Source organism: Edaphobacter sp. (assembly GCF_028283685.1).
In the GTDB taxonomy this organism is placed as follows: domain Bacteria; phylum Acidobacteriota; class Terriglobia; order Terriglobales; family Acidobacteriaceae; genus Edaphobacter.
Genome location: NZ_JAPWKF010000001.1, coordinates 380297 through 394478 on the forward strand (window position 1 = coordinate 380297; position 14182 = coordinate 394478).

Sequence of the window (14182 nt, forward strand, 5' to 3'; positions counted from 1 at the left end):
AAGGATACCGTGGAGTCCGGAGGGAGCGAAAGCGGGAGGGTGCGGCGTGGGAGCCTGGTTCCGGCGATGGGCCGCAGGCATTGTCAAAGGGGTGTCTAATCGGTTTCCCCGGCGGTACACTTTAACTTTAAGGAGCATCGTAGTAGGCACCGGCCACTCACAGCTTCTCAGGGGAAAGCAGGACAGGATTTGGAGAAGGTTTTAATCGTCGAGGATGAAGTACATGCACGAACGGGCCTGACCGAGCTGATCGAGAGCTGGGGCTATCGGGCCGAGGGTGCGGCGGACGGCGTGGAGGGCCTGGAGAAGGTCCAGAGCTGGAAGCCGTCGATCGTCGTGACCGATTTGAAGATGCCGCGCATGGACGGGATGGAGATGCTGCGCCGGCTGGCCGATCTCCCGGAGCGCATGGCGGTGGTCATGATGACGGCGCAGGGATCGATTGAATCGGCGGTGGAGGCGATGCGGACCGGAGCGTTCGACTATGTTCCGAAGCCGGTGGACCCGATGCGGCTGCGTATGATTCTGCAAAACGCCGCGCTGCAGCACGATACCGATTCGGATACGGAGTTTGAGGCCAAGAAGCGGAAGCAGCGGGATACCGGAATGCTGGGGCCGCTGGTGGGAACGTCACAGCGGATGAAGCAGATCTTCTCCCTGATTGAGCGGGTGGCTCCGTCGAACGTCAGCGTGCTGGTGACGGGCGAGAGCGGCACGGGTAAGGAGCTGGTGGCGCGCGCTCTGCATGAGCTGAGTTCGCGGCGGAACAAGCCGTTTGTGGCAGTCAACTGCGCGGCTATTCCGGAGACGCTGATCGAGAGTGAGATCTTCGGCCATGAGAAGGGAGCCTTTACGGGCGCCGTGGAGCGCCGGGCGGGCTGCTTTGAGCTGGCGGAAGAGGGCACCCTGCTGCTGGACGAGATCGGCGAGATGCCGGCGGCGACCCAGGCGAAGCTGCTGCGGGTGCTGGAAGACAGGAAGCTGCGCCGGCTGGGCTCCAAGGTGGAGACGCCGGTTGACGTGCGGGTGGTGGCGGCGACGAATAAAGATCCCGAAATTGCTGTGGCAGCAGGCGAGCTGCGTGGGGATCTGTACTACCGGTTGAACGTGTTCAATATCCAGATGCCGCCGCTGCGGGAGCATACGGAGGACATTGCGGCGATCGCGCAGAAGATGATCAGCGACATGAATGAGCGGCATAACTGCACGGTGACCGGCATAAAAGACAGCCTGCTGAAGCGGCTGGAGGAGTATGTGTGGCCGGGCAATGTCCGCGAGCTGCGCAATGCGATTGAGCGCGCGACGATCCTGGCGGGCGGTGGTCTGTTGGGGATTGAACATCTGCCTCCGAACTTCGGCGAGGCGGGGTCGTTCCCGGTGATGACGAAGAGTGGAAGGTTTGCTGCTCCCGGCGAGGGTCAGGAGAGCAATGGCGGCGTCCGCGTCAAGGAGATGGATCGCTACCTGGAAGACAAAAATACGGTACGCGTCGAGGTGGGAACGACCGTGGACGAGGCAGAGCGGCAGCTGATTCTGAAGACGCTGCTGTCGACGCACAACAACAAGACGAAAGCGGCCGAGATTCTCGGTATCAGTTCGAAGACGCTGCAGAATAAGCTGAAGGAATATTCGAATAACGCTTCCGCGGTGGAATAGCCATGCGCCTGAAGACGAAGCTGGTGGTATCGGCTACCGCCGTGACGTTTGCCATCGTGGCTGTGCTGTCGATTCTGTTTGTGGGTGAGCTGCTGCGGCAGCGCATCGAACAGACGGCAGCCGCCAACGATGTGCTGGCGCACGAGGTGGTGCTGATGACCCGCCAGGCGGTGGAGACGGGCCTGCGGGCCAATCCTCCGTCGGACAATACGGATGCGGCCTTCGATGCGGCGGTGAAGGAGTCGCTGAAGAGCCATCTGCCGTTGAGCGATGTGATGAACGCGATCGTGCGTTACTCGCCGACGGTGCAGGATGTCAGCGTGGTGGATGCGCACGGCATTACGCTGGTGAGCACAGACCCCGACGCCATCAACCAGCCAATCAACCACCGCAACAGCCTGGAGAGCCTGCAGACGGGAAGCATTGCGTACCAGATCCGCGAGGTCTTCGGAAAGCCTCGGGTTCTGGATACAGTTCAGTCGCTGGACCGGAACCAGATGCCGTTCCTGATCGTGCATGTCGGCGTGCGATCCACCTTCCTGAAGAACTCGTATGAGCCCTGGCTGAGGGCCGCGGCGCTGTTTGCGCTGCTGGCGGCCATTGCGGCGATGATGTTTGCCGCGCTGCTGGCGAATAGTGCGCTGCAGCCGATCGAGATGATCAGCCGCCAGCTGGAGAAGCTGATGCAGGCAGGGACGACCGCTGCCGCACCAACGCCGGAGGCCAGCGAAGGCGATGCCGATGCGATGGCCCGCGTCTCGAAGACGATTGACCGGCTGGGAGAGCAGATGCGGTCGAAGGAGGCCGGCTATACGGCGCTGCAGGCAAACCTGAACCAGATGCTCGACACCCTGCGCGACGGCGTGCTGATGTTTACTGCGGACGACCGCGCCGTGATGGTCTCGGATGCGGTCGCCTACTTCCTGAACCGGCCGGAGCAGCAGATGGTGGGCATGCAGCTGGAGGAGATCTTCGAGCGGAATACGTCGCTGGGAGCGGCTGTGCTGAGGGCGTTTGCGAGGGGCGACCAGGTGACGGCGGAGCAGGTCACGCTCGAGGACGGCAGGCAGGTACAGATCTCGCTGGACCGGATTGACGATGGGCTGGGCGGCGGAAGCATGGGAACGCTGCTGACGCTGCGGGATATCGAATCGATGATGCAATTGGGGCAGGAGCTGGAGATCGCGCGCCGCCTGGCTGCGATTGGACGGCTGACGGCGGGCGTGGGGCATGAGGTCAAGAATCCAATCAACGCGATGGTGGTCCACCTGGAACTGCTGCGCAGCAAGCTGACGGCGGCGGGACCGGGGGCGCTGGGCGGGGCACAGCGGCACGTCGACATTCTGGCTAACGAGATGCAGCGGCTGGATCGCGTGGTGCAGACGCTGGCGGACTTTTCGCGGCCGATGGAGCTGAATCTGCGCGAGCACGATCTGCGAAAGGTGATCGGGGCGGTGGTGGATCTGACGTCGGCGGAGATGCAGGAGAACGGGGTGCGTGTGATCACGGATGCTCCCGTGGAGCCGGTGATGGTTCGCATCGATGGGGAGCTGGTGCGCCAGGCCGTGCTGAACCTGCTGTTGAACGCGATGCAGGCCATGCCTGACGGGGGAAATATACGGGTGCGGATGCGACGCGAGCATCCGTTCGGTGTCGTGGAGGTTGCGGATGAGGGAGTGGGAATTCCCGCAGATGTCCTTCCGCGGATCTTCGAACTTTATTTCACAACAAAACCACGCGGAAGTGGAATTGGATTAGCGCTCACGTACCGTATTCTGCAGATACACGGAGGAGCGCTGGACGTCCGTTCTAACCCGGACCCGGCAGCTCTGGACCGTGGAACTATTTTTACACTGCGATTGCCGATGGCGGCAGGTGCTGCAGCCGAAACAAGAAAGACTGCAGCAGGTGCTGGCCGGAAAACCGTAGGAGAGCACGTCTGATGCAGTACGGTACGAGAATTCGAAGCAGACGTTTATTTGTTGTCTTTGGTTTGCTGCTGGGTCTCACTGGTTGCCGGCATAAGCCGGTCCTTCCTCCATTGCCTCAGATCACGCAGCCGGTGGATCTACTGGATATTCCAGAGCCGCCGCTGCCTGAAGAGATCGAGGTTCCGGTGGTCAGGCTGCCAGCGGTTCCGACGGCTTCGGCTTATTCGAAGCTGAGGCTGAGGCGGAGACGCTCGGCGCCACCAGTACCGGCGGCCGCTGTGACGCCGCCTGCGCAGAGCACACCGGAGTCGGCTCCGGCGGACAACACCGCTGCGCCTTCGCTAGGCTCACTCTCTTCGGGGGGTGATACGAGTCCGCGCGCGCAGCAGGAGGCGGCGGGCCTGATCTCCGCCAATGAGCGCAGGATCAACGCCCTGCCGATCCAGAAGGTCGAGGCGGAGAAGGTGCAGCTGAGCAAGGTCAGGAACTTCCAGAAGCAAGCGCAGGACGCGCTGAAGTCGGGCGATACCGAAGGGGCAAAGACACTGGCCACCAAGGCGAAGCTGCTGCTGGACGATATCGAGAAGCTGTAGGGAGTTTTAAAAGATAAGGGCGGCAGGATTAATCCTGCCGCCCTTTTGATTTGCGCGAAACTGCCGGACTCAGGCTTCGGTTCCGTGGCACTTTTTGTACTTCTTGCCGGAGCCACAGGGGCAGGGATCGTTGCGGCCCACCTTGTCGCCGGTGACGCGCGGGGTGTTGCCGTTGGAGGCGGCAGCAGAGCTTCCGGCGGCACGAGCCAGCTCGAGCTCGCGCTCCTTCTTGCGCTGGAACTCACGCTCAAGCTGGTCGATGGTGGTCGACGGGGCGCGAGTGGGAATCGGAATGACCGCCGCCTGCTCTGCGGGAAGGGACTGCACCTCCGCCTCAAGCGTGGGCGGCTGCTGCGGAACCTCTCCGGGCGTGCGGAAGTCGGGCGGAAGCTGATCGAGGCTCTCGATGGGATTGCCGTCGGGACCGATGATCTGCATACGGAAGAGGTGCCGGATGGTGTCTTCCTGGAAGCGGAGCATCATGGTCTCGAACATCTCGAAGGACTCTTTCTTGTAGGCGACGAGAGGATCCTGCTGGGCGTAGCCGCGGAGTCCGATGCCTTCCTTGAGATGATCCATCTGGAGGAGGTGATCCTTCCAGAGTCCGTCGAGGACGGAGAGCATGACGACGCGCTCGTGGTAACGCATGGCCTGCGAGCCGAGGATCTTCTCCTTGATGGCGTAGCGGGCGCCGAGATTGTCGAAGATGGCCTCACCGAGATCGTGGCGGTTGAGCGCGGTGACATCAACCTCGTTCTCAAGATGCGCTCCGAAGAGATCGTAGAGCTGCGAGAACATGGCCTCTGTCTTCCACTGCTCGGGATGAAGCTTCTCGGGGGCGTTCTCGTCGAGCAGGTTGGAGAGGATGGTGGAGAGATAGTCGTCGGTGATGAGCTGCTTCTGGTCGACGCCCTCCATGAGCTGCTTGCGGAGACCGTAGACGGCTTCGCGCTGCTTGTTCATGACGTCGTCGTACTCGAGGACGTGCTTGCGGGACTCGAAGTTCTGGGTTTCGACGGCCTTCTGCGCGGCCTCGATGCGGCGGGAGATCATGCCGCTCTCGATGGGGACGCCCTCTTCCATGCCGAGGCGCTGGAGCAGGGTGGAGACCCACTCGCGGGCGAAGATGCGCATGAGGTCGTCTTCGAGCGAGAGGTAGAAGCGCGAGGCTCCGGGGTCTCCCTGACGGCCTGCGCGTCCGCGCAGCTGGTTGTCGACACGGCGGGACTCGTGGCGCTCGGTGCCGATGATGAAGAGACCACCGGTGGCGTTGACGGCGTCACGCTCCGTCTGTGCGGCGGTGGAGTGAGCGGCGACGGCTGCATCCCAGGCGGCCTGGGTCGTCTCGAACTCCTGCGACTGGTAGTAGAAGCGGAACATGCCGGGTCCGGCGACGGGGGAGATGGCTCCCTCGGCTGCGGAGACGGCGCGTGCCTGCGACTTGCGGACGAGATCCTGGCGGGCCATGAAATCGGCGTTGCCGCCGAGCAGAATGTCGGTACCGCGGCCGGCCATGTTGGTGGCGATGGTGACCATGCCGAGGCGACCGGCCTGGGCGACGATCTCGGCTTCCTTCTCGTGGAACTTGGCGTTGAGGACGACGTGGCGGACGCCCTTGCGCTTGAGGATATCGGAGAGCAGCTCGGACTTCTCGATGCTGGTGGTGCCGACCAGGACGGGCTGGCGGCTCTCGTGCAGACGGGCGATCTCGTCGGCGACGGCGAAGTACTTTTCCTTGGCCGTACGGTAGACGACGTCGGCGTGCTCGATGCGCAGCATCTGCCGGTTGGTGGGGATGACGACGATGTCGAGCTTGTAGATGTTGTCGAACTCGGCGGCTTCGGTCTCGGCGGTGCCGGTCATGCCGCTGAGCTTTTTGTACATGCGGAAGTAGTTCTGGAAGGTGATGGTGGCAAGGGTCTGGTCTTCCTTGCGGATGGAGACGCCTTCCTTGGCTTCGACGGCCTGATGGAGACCGTCGGACCAGCGGCGGCCGGGCATGAGACGACCGGTGAACTCGTCGACGATGATGACCTCGCCGTCCTTGACGACGTACTCGACGTCACGCTTGTAGAGGGCGTGGGCCTTGATGGCGACTTCGACGTGGTGCTTGAGGTCCCAGTTCTCGGGGTCGGCGATGTTGCCGATGCCGAGGAGGCCTTCGATCTTCTCCCAGCCTTCGTCGGTCACGGTGACGGCACGGGACTTTTCGTCGACGACGAAGTCGCCGGTCCAGGTCTTGGTCTCGAGCGTCTCGATGAGCTCACCCGCCTCGAGCTGGGGGATGATGACGTTGACGCGGGCGTACTTGTCGGTGGTCTGGTCGGTGGGACCGGAGATGATGAGCGGGGTACGGGCCTCGTCGATGAGGATGGAGTCGACTTCGTCGACGATGCAGAAGTAGTTGCCGCGCTGCACCTGGTCGGCGATCTCGAACTTCATGTTGTCGCGCAGGTAGTCGAAGCCGAACTCGTTGTTGGTGCCGTAGGTGATATCGGCGGCATAGGCGGCACGGCGCTGGGCGTCGTCGAGGTCGTGGACGATGACGCCGACGGAGAGGCCGAGGAAGCCGTAGATCTTGCCCATCCACTCCGCATCGCGCTTGGCGAGGTAGTCGTTGACGGTGACGACGTGGACGCCATGGCCTGCGAGGGCGTTGAGATAGCAGGGAAGGGTGGCGACGAGCGTCTTACCTTCGCCGGTCTTCATCTCGGAGATCTTGCCGGAGTGCAGGACGATGCCGCCGATCATCTGGACGTCGAAGTGGCGCATCTGCACGATACGACGGCCGGCCTCGCGGACGACGGCAAAGGCCTCGGGAAGGATCTGCTCGAGGACGGCCTTTTCGGCGGTGTTGCGCTCGTCGGCGTCTTCGATGCCGGAGATGGCATCGGCGATCCGCTTACGGAACTCGACGGTCTTGTCGCGCAACTGCTCGTCGGTGAGCGACTGGATGGCCGGCTCGAGTCCGTTGATCTGGGTGACGATGGGCATCAGGCGCTTGACGGCGCGCTCATTACTGGTACCAAAGACTTTTGCTATGACTGAGTTGAACAAAACCTGTGTCCTTCGTGGGTACGCATTCCGACCCTTTAACAGTGTAACTGGTTCTGATGACGGCGGCAGAGGCAACGATTCTGCGGCGAGGGGTACATTTCGGGATTCGTGCCTCCCGGAGGCGATATAAGCACTTCGCTTTCTATTTCGCTTTCTATAATGAGCGTAACCGCATGATGGGCTCTCCCCAGCTTACCTACCCATGGATTCTGATCGTCGTCTTCGCTCGTCAGCTCTGTCTGCCGCTGCCGGCCCCGCTGATTCTGATCGCTGCGGGGGCGATTGCGGTCGAAGGCCGATTGGATATTGCGCCAATCGTGATTGCAAGCGTCCTGGGCTGTCTTGCAGGGGATGGCGTGTGGTTCTGGCTGGGGCGGCGCTGGGGAAGCCGCGTGGTTCGTATCGTCTGCAAGCTGAGCTCGGACCCGCGAAGGAGCTCGAAGCGGGCGCATAAGATCTTCGAGCGCTGGGGCCTGCGCATGCTGGCCATCGCGAAGTTCATCCCGGTGATGGATGGCATTACGCCTCCTCTGGCCGGGGCGGAGGGGGCGACGGTCACGCAGTTTGTGCTCTTTGACGGGCTGGGAGCGCTGCTGTGGACGACGATGTATGTGCTCATCGGCGTGATTTTTCATGACCAGCTGGATGTCGCGGTGACGGCGGCACAGCACTTCGGCAAGCTGGTGGGCCTGTTTATCGGGCTTCCTCTGCTGCTGTACATCGGCTGGCGCGGCGCGCTGATTGTGCGGATGATGAGCTACCTGAGGACGCATCGGCTGAGCGCGGCAGCGCTGGACAAGAAGATGCGGTCAGGAGAGCGGCTGGCGATCATCGACCTGCTGGAGTTTGAGGACATCGACGGCGATATGGCTGGCATTCCGGGAGCAGCGAGGATTGATCCGGCGAGGATGCGCGCCACGCCGAAGGTGGATCTTCCGGACGATCTGAGCGTGGTGGTCTACTGCTCGTCGCGCAAGCAGATTGTGAGTGCAAGGGTGGTGGTGGCGATGCGCCGCAAGGGAGCCCGCAGGGTGTGGATTCTCGACGGCGGCCTGAAGGCGTGGAGGGATGCGGGCTTTCCGGTCTCCCATGATCTGTACACGACACAGGAGCTGGCGAAGAACCTGGGGATTCATATTCCGGAGCCGGTCTCTGCTCATCGCAGACGTCACGGGCGCCATCATGAGGAACACGCCGAACAGGTCACGGAACAACTGCCGGGCTGACACGCTGACAGCAGGCGTCTGTGATGCCCGATAGTCTGTGAAGCAACGGGGTGAGTTCATGAGACGAAACAGAGTTCTTGCAGCGTTGTCGATGGTGCTTGCCGGCACGATCGCGGGAGTGGCGCAGAGCGGTCCGGTCCAGCGGATCGGAAGCCCGCAGTCGATCATCAGCTCGGTGGTGTGGGTGGGCGATACGGCCTATCTTTCGGGAACGATGGCTCCGGTGGACTATCCGGCGGACAAGGCCAGAGGAACGCCCGCGGGATACAACGGGGACACCAAGGCGCAGTCGATCGCGGCGATCCGGGAGATTGAAAAGCAGCTGAAGGGGGTGGGCCTGGGGCTGGGCGACATCGTGCAGATGCAGGCCTTTCTGTCGGGCGACCCGGCCAAGGGCGACAGGATGGATCTCGATGGCTGGAATGCGGCTTATCGCATGTTCTTCGGCACGCCGGAGCAGCCGAACAAGCCGGTGCGCGCGACGGTGCAGGTGGCGCAGCTGGTGATCCCAACGGGGCGCATTGAGCTGATGGTGGTTGCGGCACGACCGCATCCGGCGAAGTAGACTGCCACGGGAAGAATTGTTGCCCGGCTGCGCGAGGGCATCAGGCATACTTGCGGATAGATTTCGACGGGTGAACGGAACCGATGCTGAGCTATACCGAAAACAGTCTCCTGATCTGCTCCTCCGTGGCTGCATCGCTGCTGCTGGTTTCGTTGCTCAATCGGATATGGCCGATTACGAATCGCAAGGTGATCAATGAGGTCACGGCCTGGCAGCTGGGGGTGCTGGGAACGACGTACGGCGTGATTCTCGGCTTCATGCTGTACACGGTGTGGGAGGGATTTCGGGCGGCGCAGATTGACGCCAATCTGGAAGCGACCTCGATGCTGAATGTCTACCGGCTGGCGGACGGCCTGCCGTCGCCACAGAATAACCAGATTCAGGTGCTGGCGCAGCGCTATGAACGGGTTGTGGTGGACGAAGAGTGGCCGGCGATGCAGCGGATGAGCGATGACCGCGCGGCAGGCGTTGTGGTCGAGGAGATGTGGCGCGTGCTGGCGAAGGCCGAGCCGACGACCACGCTCGCAACGAACACGATCGACCATATCCAGTACGCCATGGCGAACCTGGCGGAGCGCAAGAACATGCGGGATCTCCAGCGGAGCAGCGAGGTACCGCGGTTGCTGTGGCTTCTGCTGCTGATCGGCGGAGCGGCGACGATCGTCTCTTCCTGCCTGCTGGGCAATGACAAGAAGTGGCTGCACTACTGCCAGGTGGCTGCGCTCACGTTTGTGATTGTGACGGCTCTGGCGGCGATCGCAGATCTGGCTCGGCCGTATCAGGGAGCGGTGGCGGTCGAGCCATCCGCTTTTACGCATGCCCTGAAGCTGATGAACGACCGCCCGGTCCGCTAGTGGCCGCCCATCAGCTCCGGGTCCACGGCCTTTCGCTTCTCCGGCAGGCGCATGATGAAGGGAAGGGGCGTGAGGCAGAGGATGATGCAGGAGAGCCCGAAGAAGGCGTTCTTGTAACTGAGCATCGACGCCTGACGCAGCATATCCTGGTAGGCCTGCCCGATGGCCAGCTGCGTGGCCTGCGCGGCCGACATGCCGCTTGAGAGCAACTGCTGCTTGATGGAGTTGATGTAGAGGTTATAGGGCACGCTGCCGGGGATCACGTTCGCCGCGAGAGCAACCTGGTGGACCTGTGCCGTGCGCGCGATGAAGGTGGTGAGAAGCGCTGTGCCGACGCTGCCGCCGAGATTGCGGGCGAAGTTGGAGAGGCTGGAGATCTGGTTGGTCTTACTGGCAGGCACGCCGACATAGTTGAGCGTACTGATGGGGATGAAGATCAGCGGCAAGCCGATGACCTGCAGCATGCGCCAGAGCGTCGCGGTGGCGAAGCTGGTGTTGAGGTCGAGGCGCGTGAGGTTGTAGATGCCCGCCGCGGTGATGAGGTATCCGATCGCAACCATCATGCGTGGATCGCCTTTGCCCAGCAGGCGTCCGGCGATGGCCATCATGATCATCATGACGAAGCCTGCGGGGGACAGCACCATGCCAGCGCGTTCCGCCGTGTATCCGAGCAGCGCCTGAAGATATTGCGGGATGAGCACGGTACTGCCGAAGAGCACCATGCCGAGGATGAGCTGAAGGAAGACGGCGGTGCCGAAGTTGCGATTCTTAAGAAGCTTGAGATCGACGATGGGGTGGGTGTGATTCCACTCCCAGATGGCGAAGACGAGGAGCATGGCGGCGGCGAGGACGGCGCAGGTGACGATCATCGGCGAGCCGAACCAGTCCTTCTCCTGCCCCTTGTCGAGGGTGAACTCGAGGAAGCCGACACCGGCGGCGACCAGGCCGAGGCCGAGGAAGTCGACCTTTTCGTTGCGGGCTTCTTTCATACGCGCCTTGAGGTGCGGCGGGTCTTCGACCATGCGGTTGGAGAGATAGAGCGAGATCAGGCCGATGGGGAGATTGATGAAGAAGATCCAGTGCCAGCTGAAGTTGTCGGTGATCCAACCGCCCAGGGTCGGGCCGATGGCGGGAGCGACGACGACGGCCATGCCGTAGACGGCGAAGGCCTGGCCGCGCTTTTCGATGGGGAAGGTATCGGCGAGGATGGCCTGCTCGCTGGGCGCGAGACCGCCGCCGCCTGCGCCCTGCAGGATGCGGGCGATGACGAGCATGGGGAGCGTCTGAGCGATGCCGCAGAGCAGGGAGCAGATGGTAAAGAGCGCCACGCAGGTCATGTAAAAGCGCTTGCGGCCGAAGCGGTTGGAGAGCCAGCCGGAGACGGGCAGAACGATTGCGCTTGAGACGAGATAGCTGGTCAGCACCCAGGTCGCCTCTTCCTGGCTGGCACCAAGCGTTCCTGCCATGTGGGGCAGGGCGACGTTGGCGATGGAGGTATCGAGCACCTCCATGAAGGTGGCGAGCGTCACGGTCAGGGCGACGGCCCACGGGTTGTGGCTCGGCTTCCAGACGGAAGGGATGGCGGGTGCAACAGCTGTAGACATATCAGGTTCCTGAGATATTATCAGGAGACTGATATGTCTGTCCCGAAAAAGAAAGCGAATTCGAACTCACGACGGGCCCTGATGAAGCAGACGGTTGTCGGGATGAAACGCATCCTGATGCAGTTTCGCCTGCAGGTGGAAGAGGAGCTGAAGCCGCGCGGCGTGACGGTGGCTCAGATTCAGCTTCTGCTGGCGATCCGCAACACGCCGGGCAGTTCGGGCGCGGAGCTGGCGCGAAGCTGCTACATCACACCGCAGAGCGTGCAGACGGTTCTTGCGCAGCTGGAGGCCGCTGGATGGATTGTGCGCGGTAAGGAGCAGACCAACGACCGCATCCTGACGGCGCATCTGACGGCGGCAGGACGGCGGCAGACCAAGGTGGTCGATGGCCTTTCCGCGGGGATCCAGGAGAGGATGTGGCAGGGCATCAGCGAGAGGGAGATGGCCGCGCTGAATGCGCTGCTGCAACGCTGCCTGACCAACCTGGGAGAGACGGCCTAGAACGCTCCGCGAAGACGCGGCTGCTTGCTTATACTTGGTAGGTTGCTGCCCGGAAGCTACACAGCCGGCAGCCAGAGGGGTATGAGGCTATGCAGGCATCGGAGTCAGGAGCGGTTGCGTTTGCGCGTGAGAATGGCGCGCGGTTTGTGGAGGAATTGAAGGCACTTCTCCGCATCCCTTCGATCTCCACTTCGCCGGAGCATGCGGGGGATGTGCGGCTTGCGGCGCAGTTTGTCGCGGAGGAGCTATCGCGGATCGGGATGGAGAATGTGCATCTGATTGAGACCGCGTCCGCGCAGCATCCGGGTGGACATCCGCTGGTGTATGCCGACTGGCTGAAGGCAGGGAAGGACGCGGTCACGGTGCTTTGCTACGGCCACTACGACGTGCAGCCTGCGGAGCCGCTGGAGGAGTGGGTGACGCCTCCCTTTGAGCCGACAGAGAGAGACGGCAACCTGTATGCGCGGGGCGCGGTCGACGATAAGGGGCAGATGTGGATGCATGTGAAGGCGCTGGAGTCGCTGTTTGCGGCCAATGGCGGCAAGCTGCCGGTTAACGTGCGCGTGATTGTCGAGGGCGAGGAAGAGGTCGGCGGAGAGGGAATTGCCAGCTTCGTTCGCGAGCATGGCGACCAGTTGAAGGCAGATGTGGCCGTGGTGAGCGATACAGAGATGTTCGCGCCGGAGCTGCCGACGTTGTGCGTGGGGCTGCGCGGCATGATCTACACGGAGATCGAGGTGCGCGGAGCGAAGACCGACCTGCACTCCGGTATGTACGGAGGCGCGGCGCCGAATCCCTTTGTCGCGCTGGCACAGATCATCAGCAAGCTGAAGGACGAGCAGGGCCGAGTGCAGATTCCGGGCTTTTACGACAAGGTTGCCGCGCCGACGGCGGATGAGCTGAAGGCGTGGAAGGCGCTTCCTTTTGACGAGGAGCACTATCGGAAGACCGAGGTGGGCTCGCGGGAGCTGACGGGCGAAGCAGAGTACAGCGTGCTGGAGCGGACCTGGGCTCGGCCGACGCTGGATGTTCATGGCATGCCCGGCGGCTTTATTGGAGCTGGAGCCAAGACGGTGATTCCGGCGAAGGCGGTTGCGAAGGTGAGCATGCGGCTGGTGCCGGATCAGACGCCGGCGGAGAGCTTCGCCGCCTATAAGGCCTTTGTGGGGTCGATTGTGCCGAAGGGGGTTGAGGTTGAGGTGAGGCTGATCCATTCGGGTGATCCGATCGTCGTCTCGACCGACAACCCTTACGTGAAAGCGGCGACGGAGGCGATGCACGAGGTCTTCGGCAAGGAGACGGTGTTTGTTCGCGGCGGTGGTTCGATCCCGATTGTGGGAGACTTCGTTCGCGAGCTGAAGATTCCGACGCTGATGATGGGCTTCGGCCTGCCGGACGATAACCTGCATGCTCCGAATGAAAAGTTTCACCTGGCCAACTTTCATCGCGGCATCGAATCGCTGATTCGCTTCTTTGCCAGCGTGGGAGCCTGATGGCAGAGAGCCGCGTCACGGGCTTCGTACTCGCGGGAGGAAAGAGCTCGCGGATGGGGCGCGACAAGGCGCTGCTTGAAGCCGGTGGCCGGCCGCTTGCGGCGTGGGCGGCGGCGAAGCTTTCGGCGGTTACGGAGCGTGTATGCATCCTGAGCGATACGGCGGAGCTTGCACGATATGGAGAGCTGGTCGTCGATCTTCGCGCGGGCTGCGGTCCGCTTGGCGGCGTTGAAGCTGCCTTGCAGGCGATGACGACGGATTGGGGTTTGTTTCTTGCGGTGGATATGCCGCTGGTGCCGACCGGACTGCTGCGGTGGCTGATCGAGAGCACGCTCAGACGGGAGCAGGCGGCGGTCGCCTTGTTTGAGGCGGAGGGCTTTCCCCAACCGGCGTTGTGCCTGCTGCATCGCAGTGTGGCGCCTTACATCACCGCGGCTCTCGATCAGTCGCTCATGCGACTGTACCCGGCGCTGCGGGAGGCGGGGAGAGACCTGGCGGAGATGCGCGGAGCCGCTACGGGAGACGTGTTGCTGCTTCTCGATGGCGGTGGCGCGGAGCTGGAGTCGCAGGTGACAGAACGGCAGTGGGAGATGCGGCGGCTGTGGTTTGCGAATGTGAATACGCCGCAGGATTTTGCCGCGATGGAAGAGACGACTGAGCTGCTCGCTCCCTGAGCCGGGGGATGCAACAATAACGTGAGGC

Annotated in this window: 11 protein-coding genes; 9 read left to right on the plus strand and 2 right to left on the minus strand. The window is 62.6% G+C overall.

The features are described 5' to 3' along the window. Window positions 1-189: 189 nt before the first annotated feature. The 3 genes from PW789_RS01570 to PW789_RS01580 all read left to right on the plus strand — a co-directional run bounded on the left by PW789_RS01570 (window position 190) and on the right by PW789_RS01580 (window position 4180). Complete coding sequence (locus tag PW789_RS01570; protein ID WP_299370553.1) at window positions 190-1656, plus strand: sigma-54 dependent transcriptional regulator; 1467 nt, start codon at window positions 190-192, stop codon at window positions 1654-1656. Between the two features lie 2 nt (window positions 1657-1658). Continuing rightward, window positions 1659-3599: an ATP-binding protein gene (locus PW789_RS01575; RefSeq protein ID WP_299370555.1), complete on the plus strand. Its 1941-nt coding sequence runs from the start codon at window positions 1659-1661 to the stop codon at window positions 3597-3599. 98 nt (window positions 3600-3697) lie between these two features. Continuing rightward, the gene (locus tag PW789_RS01580; protein ID WP_299370557.1) at window positions 3698-4180 is read left to right on the plus strand and encodes a hypothetical protein; all 483 of its coding nucleotides are present in this window, start codon (window positions 3698-3700) and stop codon (window positions 4178-4180) included. A gap of 69 nt (window positions 4181-4249) precedes the next feature. On the opposite strand, the gene secA is transcribed toward PW789_RS01580, so the two are convergent. Beyond that, the gene (secA, locus tag PW789_RS01585) at window positions 4250-7237 is read right to left on the minus strand and encodes a preprotein translocase subunit SecA (RefSeq protein ID WP_299370559.1); all 2988 of its coding nucleotides are present in this window, start codon (window positions 7235-7237) and stop codon (window positions 4250-4252) included. Window positions 7238-7410: 173 nt separating this feature from the next. On the opposite strand from secA, the gene PW789_RS01590 reads away from it, so the two are divergent. The 3 genes from PW789_RS01590 (at window position 7411) to PW789_RS01600 (ending at window position 9882) form a co-directional block, all read left to right on the plus strand. Further along, a complete protein-coding gene (locus tag PW789_RS01590; protein ID WP_299370561.1) occupies window positions 7411-8463 on the plus strand; it encodes a VTT domain-containing protein in 1053 nt (350 codons plus the stop codon). A 58-nt stretch (window positions 8464-8521) separates the two neighbouring features. Then, the gene (locus tag PW789_RS01595; RefSeq protein ID WP_299370563.1) at window positions 8522-9028 is read left to right on the plus strand and encodes a Rid family hydrolase; all 507 of its coding nucleotides are present in this window, start codon (window positions 8522-8524) and stop codon (window positions 9026-9028) included. An 83-nt stretch (window positions 9029-9111) separates the two neighbouring features. Continuing rightward, window positions 9112-9882, plus strand: a complete 771-nt coding sequence (locus PW789_RS01600) for a DUF4239 domain-containing protein (protein ID WP_299370565.1) — start codon at window positions 9112-9114, stop codon at window positions 9880-9882. Here PW789_RS01600 and PW789_RS01605 read toward each other — a convergent pair. Continuing rightward, the gene (locus PW789_RS01605) at window positions 9879-11486 is read right to left on the minus strand and encodes a DHA2 family efflux MFS transporter permease subunit (RefSeq protein ID WP_299370567.1); all 1608 of its coding nucleotides are present in this window, start codon (window positions 11484-11486) and stop codon (window positions 9879-9881) included. The genes PW789_RS01600 and PW789_RS01605 overlap by 4 nt on opposite strands. 33 nt (window positions 11487-11519) lie before the next feature. Between PW789_RS01605 and PW789_RS01610 the strand changes: the two genes are divergently transcribed. From PW789_RS01610 to PW789_RS01620, 3 genes are all read left to right on the plus strand, one after another. Next, a complete protein-coding gene (locus PW789_RS01610) occupies window positions 11520-11987 on the plus strand; it encodes a MarR family transcriptional regulator (RefSeq protein ID WP_299370569.1) in 468 nt (155 codons plus the stop codon). A gap of 89 nt (window positions 11988-12076) precedes the next feature. Further along, window positions 12077-13480: a dipeptidase gene (locus tag PW789_RS01615; RefSeq protein ID WP_299370571.1), complete on the plus strand. Its 1404-nt coding sequence runs from the start codon at window positions 12077-12079 to the stop codon at window positions 13478-13480. Next, window positions 13480-14154 (plus strand): molybdenum cofactor guanylyltransferase, encoded by a 675-nt coding sequence (locus tag PW789_RS01620; protein ID WP_299370573.1) that lies wholly within the window; start codon window positions 13480-13482, stop codon window positions 14152-14154. Before PW789_RS01615 ends, PW789_RS01620 begins: the two co-directional genes overlap by 1 nt. Window positions 14155-14182 lie beyond the last annotated feature (28 nt).

Excerpts from the sequence above, each read along its gene's own strand:
- PW789_RS01615 (WP_299370571.1), top strand. The coding sequence starts at position 12,077 with ATGCAGGCATCGGAGTCAGGAGCGGTTGCGTTTGCGCGTGAGAATGGC.
- PW789_RS01610 (WP_299370569.1), top strand. The coding sequence starts at position 11,520 with ATGTCTGTCCCGAAAAAGAAAGCGAATTCGAACTCACGACGGGCCCTG.
- PW789_RS01595 (WP_299370563.1), top strand. The coding sequence starts at position 8,522 with ATGAGACGAAACAGAGTTCTTGCAGCGTTGTCGATGGTGCTTGCCGGC.
- PW789_RS01575 (WP_299370555.1), top strand. The coding sequence starts at position 1,659 with ATGCGCCTGAAGACGAAGCTGGTGGTATCGGCTACCGCCGTGACGTTT.
- PW789_RS01605 (WP_299370567.1), bottom strand. The coding sequence starts at position 11,486 with ATGTCTACAGCTGTTGCACCCGCCATCCCTTCCGTCTGGAAGCCGAGC.
- PW789_RS01590 (WP_299370561.1), top strand. The coding sequence starts at position 7,411 with ATGATGGGCTCTCCCCAGCTTACCTACCCATGGATTCTGATCGTCGTC.
- PW789_RS01620 (WP_299370573.1), top strand. The coding sequence starts at position 13,480 with ATGGCAGAGAGCCGCGTCACGGGCTTCGTACTCGCGGGAGGAAAGAGC.
- PW789_RS01600 (WP_299370565.1), top strand. The coding sequence starts at position 9,112 with ATGCTGAGCTATACCGAAAACAGTCTCCTGATCTGCTCCTCCGTGGCT.